Raw genomic sequence first — 14,605 nt, 5'->3', positions numbered from 1 at the left:
TTTAATACTTAATCAGTTATCTAAAAAAAATCATGTCCAACCGTGTTCAGTAAGCACACATCTTCTTATCATACCTCTAATTAAGTATTCAACATTAAACACATCTTGGTCTTTACTCCAAAGAAGGAAATACATTCCAAGCACAAATCTAAATAACCGTATGATAAAATTGAATTTATCATTTTCAAAATCAAAAAATAAACAAATGTAAATTGTTATAGTATTTTTAAATAACACCTCCACCACCCCACCCTAAAGAGATATTTGTCACATAAGTGGTAATTTATTGATCGCGATCAACATTGCGTGCTCCTGCTCCATACAGACTGATTAGCATCTAACCTCTTCATAAGAATTAAGAACAGCTGTCAAGTAAATACCACGAAGCAACCATCAATTAATGCTGTGTAGTACAACATTCGAGGTTGTTAGCAATGTCGTATCAGGAGTCTATAAATATAATGAGCCACTTACTCGATAAATTGCGTTTTTTTAAAACCCACCAAGAACCCTTTGCAGATGGGCATGGCATTACAACTGATAAGGATAGAAGTTGGGAACAGGGTTATCGTCAACGTTGGCAACACGATAAAATTGTCCGTTCTACCCACGGAGTAAACTGTACCGGCTCCTGTAGTTGGAAAATTTATGTTAAAAATGGCTTAGTTACGTGGGAAACCCAACAAACCGATTACCCTCGTACTCGACCCGACTTACCTAACCATGAACCCAGAGGCTGCCCACGAGGCGCGAGTTATTCATGGTATATCTACAGCGCAAATCGCCTGAAATATCCTAAAGTTCGTCAACAATTAATGAAACTATGGCGCGAAGCTAAGCAACAACATGCTGATCCTGTCGATGCATGGGCGTCGATTGTGAGCGATCCGGTTAAAGCCAAAAGCTACAAAGAACGACGGGGATTAGGAGGTTTCATCCGTGCGAGTTGGGATGAAGTCAATGAAATCATTGCTGCATCTAACGTGTATACCACTAAAGAGTACGGCCCAGATCGCGTATCCGGTTTCTCCCCTATTCCGGCAATGTCGATGGTGTCCTATGCCGCTGGCGCGCGTTATTTATCATTAATTGGTGCTAACTGCCTAAGTTTCTACGATTGGTATTGTGATTTGCCCCCCGCCTCACCACAGGTTTGGGGTGAGCAGACTGACGTTCCAGAATCTGCAGATTGGTATAACTCAAATTACATTATTGTTTGGGGCTCAAACGTACCGCAAACCCGTACTCCCGATGCGCACTTTTTAAGTGAGGTCCGTTACAAGGGCACCAAAACCTGCGTTATTACCTCCGATTACTCTGAAGCTTCTAAGTTTGGTGATACTTGGTTAGCGCCACGTCAAGGCACTGATGCCGCCTTGGCAATGGCTTTTGGTCATGTGATTTTAAAAGAGTTTTACGTCAATACCCCAAGTGCGTATTTCATTAACTACGCTAAACGCTACACCGACATGCCGATGTTGGTCATGCTTGAAGAAGTTAATGGCCACCTTACCAGTGGACGTTTTTTACGTGCGGCTGATTTAGTTGATAATTTGGGTGAAGAGAATAATCCAGATTGGAAAACGATTGCATTTAACCATGATGGTAACCTCACTAGCCCTAACGGCTCTATCGGTTATCGTTGGGGTGAAAAAGGCAAATGGAACTTAGAATCTAAAGACAGTAAAGGCGATATTGATCTTTTACTATCTCTTAAAGATCACACTGAACTGACCGAAGTCGCTTTCCCTTACTTTGGCGGCGCGCCGCACGAATATGAATACTTTCAACACACAGATCACAGTGATATTCAGTTGCGTAATGTGCCAGTTAAAACCATTACGCTTGCCGACGGTAAACAGGCAAAAGTAGCGAGCGTATTTGACTTAATGCTGGCGCATTATGGGGTGGATAACGGCGTTAACGACAGCAATCGTGCTAGCTCGTTTGACGATAACATCCCCTACACGCCAGCTTGGCAAGAAGTGATCACCGGTGTAAAACGTGCCGATGTTATCCGTGTTGCCACTGAGTTTGCGCGTAATGCTGATAAAACCAATGGTCGCTCTATGGTAATTGTGGGCGCTGCACTAAACCACTGGTATCACATGGACATGAACTACCGCGGCCTCATTAACATGTTAATGATGTGTGGTTGTATCGGTCAATCTGGCGGTGGCTGGGCTCACTATGTAGGACAAGAAAAACTTCGTCCACAAACGGGTTGGACACCACTGGCGTTTGCACTTGACTGGCAGCGCCCACCACGTCACATGAACGGCACTTCATTCTTCTACAACCACTCTAGTCAGTGGCGTTATGAAAAATTGAACATGTCTGAAATTATTTCGCCGCTCGCGCCAAAAGAAAACTGGACTGGCAGCATTATCGATTTCAATAGTCGTGCTGAACGTATGGGCTGGTTACCCTCTGCACCACAATTAAGCACTAACCCACTGCATTTGTCCGCCAGTGCTAAAGCGGCTGGACAAAACGTTGAAGACTACGTGGTATCACAACTGAAAAGCGGCGACCTAAAATTTGCCTGTGAGCAGCCAGACGATCCGAAAAACTTCCCACGTAATATGTTCATTTGGCGCTCTAATCTGCTGGGTTCATCCGGCAAAGGCCACGAATACATGTTGCGCCACTTCCTCGGCACTAAGCATGGGCTATTAGGTAAAGATCTCGGTGATTTTGGCGGCAATAAACCCGAAGACGTCGAATGGAAAGATGAAGGCGCCGAAGGCAAGGTCGACTTATGGGTCACCTTAGATTTCCGTATGTCAACCACTTGTTTATATTCAGATATTGTTTTACCTACTGCAACTTGGTATGAAAAAGATGATATGAATACCTCGGATATGCATCCGTTTATTCATCCTTTATCAGCCGCAATCGATCCCGTATGGGAAGCGCGCTCTGACTGGGAAATCTTTAAAGGCATCGCCAAAGAGTTTTCCCGCGTGTGTGTGGGGCACTTAGGGGTAGAACAAGATCTGGTGACCATTCCAATGCACCACGATACCCCAGCTGAATTAGCTCAACCCTATGATGTTAAAGCATGGTGGAAAGGCGAATGTGAAGCTATTCCGGGTAAAACCATGCCGCATTTAACTATGGTTGAGCGCGACTACCCTAATACCTATGCTCGTTTTACTTCGGTAGGCCCCCTACTTGAAAAAATCGGCAATGGTGGTAAAGGCATTAGTTGGGACACTAAAGATGAAGTTAAGTTATTAACTCAACTCAACTATACCCATACCACAGAAGGCATCAACAAAGGCATGGCAAAGCTAGATACTGCCATTGATGCCTGCGAAATGATCCTCACCCTCGCCCCTGAAACCAATGGTCAAGTTGCCGTTAAAGCATGGGAAGCATTGGGCGAGATGACTGGCATAGATCACACCCACTTAGCCAAACCCAAAGAGGATGAAAAAATTCGTTGGCGCGATATTGTTGCCCAGCCGCGCAAAATTATCTCTTCACCGACTTGGTCTGGTTTAGAAGATGAGCATGTGTCCTATAACGCGGGCTATACCAACGTACATGAGCAGATACCGTGGCGCACCATTACTGGCCGTCAACAGTTTTACCAAGATCACCAGTGGATGCGTGACTTTGGCGAGCAGCTCTGTGCCTATAAACCGCCCATTAACTTAAAAACCGTTGCCCCAGTATTGAACAAAAAGCCTAACGGCAATAAAGAAATTGTTCTGAACTGGATCACCCCACACCAAAAGTGGGGCATTCATAGCACTTACTCCGACAACCTGTTGATGCTCACACTATCACGCGGTGGCCCTATCGTGTGGATGAGTGAGACCGATGCTAAAACCGCGGGTATTGAAGATAACGATTGGATTGAAGTCTTCAACGTCAACGGTGCAATAGCGTGCCGCGCTGTGGTGTCACAACGTGTGCCAGAAGGCATGAGCATGATGTACCACGCCCAAGAACGTATCGTAAATATACCAGGGTCAGAAATGACCGGCACCCGTGGCGGGATCCATAACTCAGTCACCCGCGCAGTGATGAAACCCACTCATATGATTGGTGCCTATGCGCAACAATCCTATGGTTTTAACTATTACGGTACTGTCGGTTGTAACCGCGACGAATTTGTTGTTGTACGCAAAATGCACAACGTCGACTGGTTAGATACTAAATAAGCGTGGAGCGAGGAATACAATATGAAAGTTAGAGCCCAAATCGGCATGGTGCTAAATTTAGATAAATGCATCGGTTGCCACACTTGCTCCATCACGTGTAAAAACGTTTGGACCTCACGCGAAGGCGTCGAATACGCGTGGTTCAATAACGTAGAAACTAAACCCGGTATTGGCTTTCCAAAAGAATGGGAAAACCAAAAGAAATGGAACGGCGGCTGGAAACGCACTGACGCCGGTAAGTTAGAACTCAAAATCGGTGGCAAAATCAGATTGCTGGCAAAAATTTTTGCTAACCCTGATTTACCTGAAATTGACGATTACTACGAACCCTTTGATTTTGACTACGAGTATTTACACACAGCGCCTGATAGCCAACATCAACCGGTTGCTAGACCCCGCTCGCTGATCACAGGTCAGCGTATGGAGAAAATTGAATGGGGTCCAAACTGGGAAGAAATTCTCGGGACTGAGTTCGAAAAGCGTAAAAAAGACATCAACTTCGATAATGTGATTCAAAAAGACATTTATGGTCAATTTGAAAAAACCTTCATGATGTATTTACCTCGCCTGTGTGAGCACTGCTTAAACCCAGCATGTGTTGCCTCTTGCCCTTCAGGCTCGATTTACAAGCGTGAAGAAGACGGTATCGTACTGATTGACCAAGATAAATGTCGCGGCTGGCGCATGTGTGTTTCTGCCTGCCCTTACAAAAAAATCTACTTCAACTGGAAATCAGGTAAATCAGAAAAATGTACTTTCTGTTTCCCTCGCATTGAAGCGGGTCAACCTACGGTTTGCTCTGAAACCTGCGTAGGCCGTATCCGCTATCTGGGCGTATTGCTGTACGACGCCGATCAAATTGAAATTGCGGCAAATACTCCAAATGAAAAAGATCTATATCAAGCACAGCTCGATGTTTTCCTCGACCCTAACGATCCGGCGGTAATTGAAGCGGCGCGTAAAGAAGGCATCAGTGATAACTGGATCACTGCGGCCCAGCGCTCACCGGTATACAAAATGGCAATCGACTGGAAAGTCGCGCTGCCTTTACACCCTGAATATCGCACCTTACCTATGGTGTGGTATGTGCCGCCACTATCGCCAATCCAAACGGCAGTAGAAGCAGGTCATGTCGGCATGAACGGTGAAATCCCCGATCTGAAATCATTGCGTATACCGCTACGTTACCTTGCAAACCTGTTAACTGCTGGCGATGAAAAACCAGTTGAGCGTGCACTTGAGCGCATGATCGCGATGCGTGCCTATAAACGCTCACAACAGGTCGACAAAGTTGAAGACTTAGAGGTGCTAAAGCAAGTTGGCCTCACCGCAGTCGAAGTCGAAGAAATGTATCGCTACATGGCCATTGCTAACTACGAAGACAGATTCGTAGTGCCAACGAGCCATAAAGCCTACGCAGAAAATGCCTACGACATGAAAAGCAGTTGCGGCTTTAGTTTTGGAAATGGCTGTGGCGATGGTAACAACGGCGTCAACTTATTTGGCAGCAAAGCGACCGGTGTACGCCAAGTCATTCCTGTCACATTGGAGAAGTAAACATGAAAGTACTGAGTGTTATTTCAATACTACTCGATTACCCGCACGCTGAACTACTCGACGCGCGGGCAGAGTTAGAGGCCATTGTCACGGGATCTGAACTTGATGCCGCGCATCAAGCCCTTGTACTGCAGTTTATCGCCGAGCGTTTTGCGATGGATACCATGGACTGGCAAGCCGAATATGACGGCTTATTCGAGCGAGGACGTTCTTTGTCCTTACTGTTATTTGAACACGTTCACGGTGAATCACGTGACCGCGGGCAAGCCATGGTCAACCTTTTAGATCAATATCACCAAGCAGGTCTAGATATTAGTGCTAAAGAGTTGCCAGATTATATCCCGCTATATCTTGAGTTTATGTCAACCCAAGGCAGCGAAAACGGCCGTTATGGATTAGAAGAAGTGGCGCCGATTTTAGCGCTACTGGCATGCAGACTTGAAAAGCACCAATCAAATTATGCCAACTTACTCCATGCACTATTGAGCTTAAGCAAGGTTGATGTCGATCTTAAGGATTTACGTGAACAAATCGTTGACGAACAACCCGACAACACCCCCAAAGAGCTCGATAAAGTGTGGGAAGAAGAAATGGTGAGCTTTATGGACAACGCGCAAACGGGCTGTAATAGCAGCAATAAACCCAGTGAAACGCAGCGTCGGGACCAACACATTCCACTCAATACCGAACTATTGCAGCCTAAAAGCAATAGCCAACGGTTGTAAGGAGAGCATTGATGAGCCATTTCTCAATATTTGCCTTTGGCATCTACCCCTATATCGCTATGGCGGTGATGTTTATCGGCAGCTGGATCCGCTATGACCGTGAACAATACACGTGGAAAGCGAGCTCCAGCCAAATGCTGGAAAAACGCCAACTGCATATTGGTAGCGTATTGTTTCACGTTGGGGTGATCGGGATTTTCTTCGGTCATTTTGTGGGATTACTCACACCATTAGCCGTTTGGCACGCGCTGGGCGTGACTGCCGAGTTTAAACAGTTACTTGCTATGGGTGCGGGTGGATTATTTGGGGTAATTTGCTTTGCGGGATTAACCATTTTGATCCGTCGTCGCCTAACAAACCCTCGCGTTCGTGCCACTAGCAAAAAGATGGATATCATCATCCTCTTAATGCTCTATGGACAACTGATCCTCGGACTTATTTCTATTCCGGTATCAGGTGGACACTTAGATGGCGCTGAAATGCTTAAGTTAATGGCTTGGGCACAAAACATTATGACCTTTAATAGTGTTGCCGCCGTTGAAGCCATTAGCGATGTAAATATCGTCTTCAAATTGCACGTCATTCTAGGTATGACGCTGTTTGTAGTATTCCCATTCAGCCGCTTGGTTCACATGCTCAGTGCACCACTGCAGTATCTGACACGCGCACCACAAATAGTACGTCGTAAAGTCAGCCGTTAGTGCTAAATCCCCTTGATATTGGCCTATCAGGGGATCTTTGCTCGCCCGCATTTATTTTATAGAGAGCCATATTATGATCACAGTCAACCAAGCCAGCATTACCGAAGAGCAAGTTCTCAGTGAAATGCAGTATTTCCCGGCCCCAACCCAACGTAAAGCGATGTTAGAAGCCGCCCAGAGTTTAATCATTGGCGAATTGCTACTTCAACGTGCAAAAGCATTATCGCTATCTCGCCCTAATGATGAGATCTGTAATAAAGAGGATTATTTAGAGCAACTCATTGAATCTGAAGTACCTATTCCTCAAGCGACTCCCGAAGAGTGTTTACAGTATTTTGAACAAAACCCACATCGATTTACAACCTCGCCATTGGTTGAGGCTAACCATATCCTGATTGCCGCTGCGCCCGATGATTTAAAAGCCAGAGCAGAGGGTAAAATCATCGCCGAGCAACTGATTGAACAATTGCATCAAAAAGCCAATTTTGCCGCTTTAGCACAGGAGTTTTCTGCCTGCCCTTCAAAATCCGTAGGGGGAAATTTAGGTCAGCTCAGCCGTGGGCAAACCGTGCCGGAATTTGAACGACAGCTATTAACCGCCGAAATAGGCTTGCAACCCTACCCGATAGAAAGTCGTTATGGATTTCATATTGTCGATATCAAACACAAAATTGCCGGTAACCCTCTCCCATTTGAAGCGGTTAGCGACAGGATTAGCTTATACCTTAATGAAAAAGTGCGTCAAAAATCCATTGCTCAATATATCCAAGTGTTAATAGACGAAGCCCATATAGAAGGTTTTGATTTTGACACCAATAATGAGCCATTACTGCAGTAACCCATTAAAAAGCTAATGTTTTTTAACGTTACATTTTGCTAATTTGTCGGAGTTTTCAAATGAGTAGTCTACCGCTACACATTAAGAGTGGACAATACCGCGCATTGTGGCTTACCACCGCTGCTTTTACGCTCTGTTTCGCCGTTTGGACGATATTTTCAATTTTAGGGATAAAAATAAAAGCGGATTTAGCCTTAACCGATACGCAAATGGCGTTATTAATGGCGCTGCCCATTTTAAGCGGCTCGTTGAGCCGCATTGCCCTAGGTATGTTTACGGAGCGCTGGGGTGGGCGCCTTGTATTTAGTACGTTAATGTACATTGCTGCCATTGCGACCTATCTGCTCAGTCTTGCTGATAGTTACGATATGCTATTAGTTGCAGGTATTGGGCTGGGTTTAGCTGGCGGTGGCTTTATTGTCGGTGCGACCTATGTCGCATCTTGGTTTGAAACACAAAAACAAGGTACTGCACTCGGTATTTTTGGTGCGGGCAACGTGGGTGCTGCGCTAACAACCTTTGGCGCACCCTTTTTATTAAAGTACTTCAGTTGGCAAGAAACCGCTCAAATTTATGCTTTAATCATTGCGATTTCGGCAACCACATATTTGGTCTTTGCCAAAACAGAACCCCGCCGATTAACTAATTTCAAACCGCCCAAATTCAGTGAACAACTAAGCTTACTCAGCGACATTCGTATTTGGCGCTTCGCATTATATTATTTTTTCGTGTTTGGCGCCTTTGTGGCACTCGCCCTATGGCTACCCCACTACCTTATTGATGTTTATGGTGTGTCATTAGTCACCGCCGGTATTCTTACCTCGTTTTATATTATCCCAGGTTCTTTATTTCGTATTTTAGGCGGCTTTTGGTCCGACAAATACGGCGCCCGTCGCATCATGTATTGGACGTTAGGCATCAGTACCATTTGTACCTTTTTACTCAGTTATCCCCCAACCCACTACAGTGTAAAAGGGGTTGAACACGTTTTTGAATTTAACTTCCACCTATCCTTGCCCGTTTTTGTGCTGCTTATTTTTACCTTAGGTTTTTTCATGTCTTTAGGTAAAGCGGCGGTATTTAAGCATATACCGACTTATTTCCCGAATAATGTCGGCGTAGTGGGCGGCCTTGTGAGTATGGTCGGCGGTATTGGCGGCTTCTTATTACCCGTCACATTTGGGATGCTCAATGACGTTATTGGCATCTGGCAAAGCTGTTTTATGCTGTTGTTTGTTATTAGTTCTATCTCATTAATGTGGATGCATTATTCAATTCGCCGAGCCGAGAGAATGGAATGGGCCAGTGGTCAAACGGTAAAAAACTTACCCGAAATGACCACACCCGACGCCTTTGTACTTAACGATTGGCAACCTGAAAATAAACAGTTCTGGGACACTAAAGGTAAAAAAATTGCCACACGCAATTTATGGATCTCTATACCAAACCTCTTCCTTGCGTTTGCTGTATGGTCTATTTGGAGCATTATGGTGGTTAAAATGCCGACATTAGGCTTTAACTACAGCCCAAATGAACTGTTTTGGTTGGCTGCGCTACCCGCATTATCGGGTGCTACACTGCGAATTTTCTATGGTTTTATGATCCCCATATTCGGTGGCCGCCGTTGGACAGCCTTGTCAACCGCATCACTTTTAATCCCTTGTTTATGGATGGGTTTTGCGCTGCAAAATATCGAAACCCCCTACCTCATCATGCTGATTTTAGCCTTACTCTGTGGTTTAGGTGGCGCTAACTTCTCATCGAGTATGGCAAACATCAGCTTTTTCTATCCTAGAGCGGAAAAAGGTACTGCACTAGGGCTTAATGCCGGACTGGGTAACTTAGGCGTATCGGGCATGCAATTGATTGCCCCTTTAGTGATATCTGCCAGTGTGTTTGGCGGTTTAGAAGGAGACCCCCTCACCCTCGTACTGCAAAACAGTGAAACACATTCGGTGTGGTTGCAAAACGCGGCGTTTATCTGGGTGCCATTTATCATTATTGGCGCCATTGCGGCGTGGTTTGGCATGAATGATATTACTGATGCTAAATCTTCCTTTAAGGAACAAGCCGTTGTCTTTAAACGTCATCATACTTGGCTGATGTGCTGGCTTTATTTAGGTACTTTCGGCAGCTTTATTGGTTTTGCCGCAGGTTTCCCATTGTTATCGGGTATGTTATTCCCATATGTCGACCCCGTTAAGTTTGCTTTTATCGGCCCGCTTGCAGGTGCATTAGCCAGACCCATCGGTGGTAAATTAGCCGATAGATTTGGCGGCGCCCAAGTCACGCTATGGAATTTTTTCTTCATGGCGATAGGCGTTGTCGGCGTACTGTATTTCTTACCGCATAACGGTGTTGCGGGTAATTTTGGCGGCTTCTTTGGTATGTTTGTTTTGCTCTTTATCACCACAGGTATTGGCAATGGCTCAACCTTCCGCATGGTACCTGTGATGTTTTTAACCCTGAGGCAAAAAGCATTAGGTAAAGGCATGGAAAAACAAGCAGAAATTGAAGGAAACCGAGAGTCCGCGGCGGTATTAGGCTTTATTTCTGCCATTGCTGCATATGGGGGATTTTTCATCCCTAAATCCTATGGCACCGCAATGAACTTAACTGGAGCAGTAGATTCCGCGCTCTATGGATTTATCCTGTTTTACGCCAGTTGTGTGGTTATCACTTGGTGGTTTTACGCTAGGCGTAACGCCGAGATCCCTTGCTAACCGTTAGCTAAACAGTTGTAGGTACGCCGATTTGGGGTGCCTACAATCTACATTAACTTTTTATAAAAGGCGCTGATATGACAAAGTTATCGACTGGTAAACCCTTGGTTTATGCCTGTTCTGGCTGTTCAAATGTCGCACAATTAGCTAATGATGCCGCACTGACCCTTGATCGCTCCGGCGTGATGCAAATGTCGTGCATCGCAGGCATTGGTGGAAATATCAAATCCATTGTCAGACTGGCCAAATCTGGCCGCCCCATATTGGCACTTGATGGTTGTAAGCTCAATTGCGTTAAAAATAGTTTAGCGCTACAGCAAATTGTACCCACCTGGCACATAGAGCTCACCCAATTGGGCTATAAAAAACAACAGCAAATTGATTGCGATCTGGCTGATAGTTACCGTTTGTTACAACATATCCATCAAAAAATTATTCATATTCCTCAATGTAAACTTAATTAGTCTAACCATTATTTACACTACCGCTGTTCTATTTAAGTTCTGGAACCTATTGTAAATAAGCCAAGTTTAATACAGCTTAAACACATACTTATTTATAGCCATCCACCTGTGTTACCTGCTTCACTTCCCCAAGATTAACCCTCAATAGTTTGATCTTGAACAAACTATTATTTGTCCATCTCGACATCATAAAACACAGCATATAGTGCGCCATGGTAAAACAAACACAAAATATGGTAACCGTGACATTTAATAGCTTTGTGCCACAGATCTGTTTTCAAGAGTTTCCTGATGAAGTGTCGTTAGCATTTATCATCACCGGTTGCCACTGTGTTGCCAAGGGTGCCAAGGGTGCCAAGGGTGCCATAACCAAGATACTTGGGAGCCAGAAACAGGTATTCAGTTAAATAATGATAATTTTCAGCATTATCTAATACGCTATCAGGGACTGGTGAGTTGTGTTTTATTTTGGGTGGTGAATGGAACCGCCATGGACCGATATAAATAGTTGAATAGTCAATGCTAAGTTTACGTGATTACAATGGGCAAGTTGCAGAGGCATTGGCTGGTGTGAAGGCGATGAACGAAGTCATTAGACTGGGTATGCCCGTTCGCCAGCAAGTTGCTTAATCGGCCAGAAGCCTTGGAAAGATTACGTTCTATTAAATGATTTAATCAACGGCCTGTAATGTAGTAGATGTCACCTGCCATACTGACCTAATTTTTGTAATGAGAGAAAGCTGCGGCTAGGGCTGAGCTATCTCCATTACCATGCCGTTTAAAGAGTAGCATTTTTCAGTGTAGATCGTTGATCTGTTTTTTGTTAAAAATTAAAACTTCGCCTCCATAATACCGATGATCCCCTTAACGAAACACTCAAATGAATTAGACTGGATTCTATATGGCAATTCGCACAGAAGAATCAGACCTGAGCAGACTGTCAGCAAGTGCCAAAGCCGACCAATCCTGCCTTACATCCCCAGCGTTAAAGCTAACAAGCAACACATTGCCGCTATTTTCTATTTGACCTTCGCAGAAATTGGCTTTATATTCGTATATCGTCGATTAACGATAATGGTATTTATGAACGCTATCAACTCACCCTCCAATGAACAACTGGCCGCGATCGCCAAAGCGATTGCGCATCCTGCCCGTATTCAAATTATCCGCCTGCTACTGACCAAGCCTTCCTGTATTGGTGGTGAGATCACCAACGAGGTTGGCCTTGCTCAATCAACCGTGTCGGAACACTTACGAATATTAAAAGCTGCGGAAATTGTCACCGGTGAGATTGAGCACCCGCGAGTGTGTTACAGCCTTAATCGTCAACAATTATTACCGCTGCTGGACTTGTTACAGCAAATTGCCAGTAGCCAGGTTAGTAATGATGATGCGTGCTGCTAATGCGGCGAATGACACGATGATGTGTAAATAACGGTGAGACAATGAAGAACATACTCTTTTTATGTGTAGCTAATTCGGCTCGTAGCCAGATGGCTGAGGGATTAGCAAAACAATATTTGCCTGCGGATATTGTAGTGCAAAGTGCTGGATCTCAACCTTCAACACTTAACCCTTATGCGGTTAAGGCGATGGCAGAGCTGGGTATCGATATCAACGAGCATTACTCAAAAGCAGTTGAGGATATCAACAGCAGTGAGGTGGATACTGTTATTACATTGTGCGCAGAGGAAGTGTGTCCGGTATTTCTGGGCAAAGTGCAACGCTTACACTGGCCGATTAATGAGCCTTCTGCTGGTCGTGAAACACCAGAGCAACTATTACAAGGTTTTCGTATCGCCAGAGATGAGATTAAGCAGCATGTTCTAACGTTAGCTGCATCATTGTAGATTTTTGTCTTTGAATAAAGTTCTGCACTAAAGGTAGTGGATTATATATGGGTATATTTGAGCGTTATTTATCTGTTTGGGTTGCATTATGTATAGTTGCCGGTGTTGTACTCGGCAACCTGATGCCTAGTGTATTTCAAGCGATAGCGGCTATTGAGTACGGCCAGATTAACTTAGTGGTGGCGCTGCTGATTTGGTTAATGATTTATCCAATGATGGTGCAGATAGACTTTGGCGCGATTAAAGATGTAGGTAAAAAGCCCAAAGGCATCGTGCTTACGCTTGTCATGAACTGGTTAGTTAAGCCTTTTACGATGGCTGCACTGGGGTGGTTATTTTTTAAAGTGTTCTTTGCTGGTTTGGTTGACCCACAAAGTGCGAATGAATATATCGCCGGTATGATATTGCTCGGCGTTGCGCCGTGTACAGCAATGGTGTTTGTCTGGAGTCAACTGATAAAAGGCGATGCCAATTACACGCTGGTTCAGGTGTCGGTGAATGACATCATTATGATTTTCGCCTTTGCACCCATCGCAGCTTTGTTGTTGGGCGTCAGCGATATTGTTATTCCGTGGCAGACGCTTTTATTGTCAGTGCTGCTGTATGTGCTGTTGCCTTTAATAGCCGGTGTGCTTACGCGTAAACAGCTTAACAAAGGCGGAACAGAGCAGCGTGTCACGGCGTTTTTGGCCAAGGCTAAACCGTGGTCGATGATTGGTTTATTAGCAACAGTTGTGCTGCTGTTTGGTTTTCAGGCGCAAACTATAGTTGCCAAGCCACTGATTATTTTACTGATTGCGATTCCCTTGCTTATTCAAACCTACGGTATTTTTGCTATTACCTATGCTGTGGCGAAAAAAATGCGCTTGCCGCACAACATTGCCGCTCCGGCCTGCATGATCAGCACGTCAAATTTCTTTGAACTGGCCGTAGCCGTAGCCATCGCTTTATTTGGCTTAAATAGTGGCGCAGCCTTAGCAACCGTTGTTGGCGTACTGGTAGAAGTGCCGGTAATGCTGTCCTTGGTGTGGTTTGCTAATCGCACTCGGCACTGGTTTAACTAACACAGGAAATCTTATGAAGCACCCGTTTGATTATTTGGAACTAAGTACTGGTACATTGATATTTACGCCTTGTCCTGGCACCAAAGGTGTAAGTTTGTCTGAGAGCATCAGTCAGCTTAAAACTGCCAGTGCAGCAGCTATCATCACGTTGATGCCAACACATGAGCTACAGCAGAACGACGCAGAGGGCATCGGCGATATCTGTAAAGAATTAGGCTTAGAGTGGTATCAGTTGCCCGTTGAAGATGACTGTGCGCCAGAGCATGAATTTGAGACGGCATTTGCCGAATATAAAGCGGCCATAATGGCTCTGCTGCAAGATGGCAAGAAAGTGGCTATTCACTGTAAAGGTGGCTCTGGCCGCACGGGATTAATGGCGGCGATATTAATGACTCAGCTTGGTTACAGTAAAAGCGAAGCGCAAACCTTAGTGCAGCAGCTTAGGCCCAAAGCGTTGTGCCATACGGTTCATCAAGGTTATTTTGCAACGTTTAACGGCTGATTTTGC

General features: G+C 44.9%; 11 protein-coding genes and 1 pseudogene. All 12 read left to right on the top strand.

The features are described 5' to 3' along the window. Positions 1-461: 461 nt before the first annotated feature. Positions 462-4,175: a nitrate reductase subunit alpha gene (locus L5L98_RS03045; RefSeq protein ID WP_259523918.1), complete on the top strand. Its 3,714-nt coding sequence runs from the start codon at positions 462-464 to the stop codon at positions 4,173-4,175. A gap of 21 nt (positions 4,176-4,196) precedes the next feature. Next, positions 4,197-5,732 carry a nitrate reductase subunit beta gene (gene narH, locus L5L98_RS03040; RefSeq protein WP_076500136.1) on the top strand — a complete coding sequence of 512 codons (1,536 nt, stop codon included), beginning with the start codon at positions 4,197-4,199 and terminating at the stop codon, positions 5,730-5,732. Between the two features lie 2 nt (positions 5,733-5,734). After that, on the top strand, positions 5,735-6,457 hold the full coding sequence (gene narJ, locus L5L98_RS03035; protein WP_076500138.1) for a nitrate reductase molybdenum cofactor assembly chaperone: 723 nt from the start codon (positions 5,735-5,737) through the stop codon (positions 6,455-6,457). Between the two features lie 11 nt (positions 6,458-6,468). Then, positions 6,469-7,158: a respiratory nitrate reductase subunit gamma gene (narI, locus tag L5L98_RS03030; protein ID WP_076500140.1), complete on the top strand. Its 690-nt coding sequence runs from the start codon at positions 6,469-6,471 to the stop codon at positions 7,156-7,158. 73 nt (positions 7,159-7,231) lie between these two features. Beyond that, entirely contained in the window at positions 7,232-7,996 is a 765-nt protein-coding gene (locus tag L5L98_RS03025; protein ID WP_076500142.1) for a peptidylprolyl isomerase, read from the top strand. Positions 7,997-8,055: 59 nt separating this feature from the next. Then, a complete protein-coding gene (locus L5L98_RS03020) occupies positions 8,056-10,719 on the top strand; it encodes a nitrate/nitrite transporter (RefSeq protein WP_263138409.1) in 2,664 nt (887 codons plus the stop codon). A gap of 77 nt (positions 10,720-10,796) precedes the next feature. Beyond that, positions 10,797-11,183 (top strand): putative zinc-binding protein, encoded by a 387-nt coding sequence (locus tag L5L98_RS03015; RefSeq protein WP_263138407.1) that lies wholly within the window; start codon positions 10,797-10,799, stop codon positions 11,181-11,183. Positions 11,184-11,702: 519 nt separating this feature from the next. Beyond that, a pseudogene (locus tag L5L98_RS03010) lies at positions 11,703-11,813 on the top strand (IS5/IS1182 family transposase); the annotation flags it as partial. A 453-nt stretch (positions 11,814-12,266) separates the two neighbouring features. Next, positions 12,267-12,587, top strand: coding sequence for an ArsR/SmtB family transcription factor (locus L5L98_RS03005; RefSeq protein WP_220593100.1), 321 nt, complete (start codon positions 12,267-12,269; stop codon positions 12,585-12,587). 41 nt (positions 12,588-12,628) lie between these two features. Beyond that, a complete protein-coding gene (locus tag L5L98_RS03000) occupies positions 12,629-13,033 on the top strand; it encodes an arsenate reductase ArsC (protein WP_263138405.1) in 405 nt (134 codons plus the stop codon). 47 nt (positions 13,034-13,080) lie between these two features. Beyond that, positions 13,081-14,097, top strand: coding sequence for an ACR3 family arsenite efflux transporter (gene arsB, locus L5L98_RS02995; RefSeq protein WP_220593102.1), 1,017 nt, complete (start codon positions 13,081-13,083; stop codon positions 14,095-14,097). Between the two features lie 13 nt (positions 14,098-14,110). Further along, positions 14,111-14,599, top strand: coding sequence for a dual specificity protein phosphatase family protein (locus tag L5L98_RS02990; protein WP_263138403.1), 489 nt, complete (start codon positions 14,111-14,113; stop codon positions 14,597-14,599). The last annotated feature ends 6 nt before the right edge of the window (positions 14,600-14,605 follow it).

The organism is Shewanella sp. SM23 (assembly GCF_025654295.1).
GTDB lineage: Bacteria > Pseudomonadota > Gammaproteobacteria > Enterobacterales > Shewanellaceae > Shewanella > Shewanella oncorhynchi.
The sequence above is the reverse complement of the archived record's forward strand: the minus strand, read 5'-3'. Positions and strand labels throughout refer to the sequence as shown.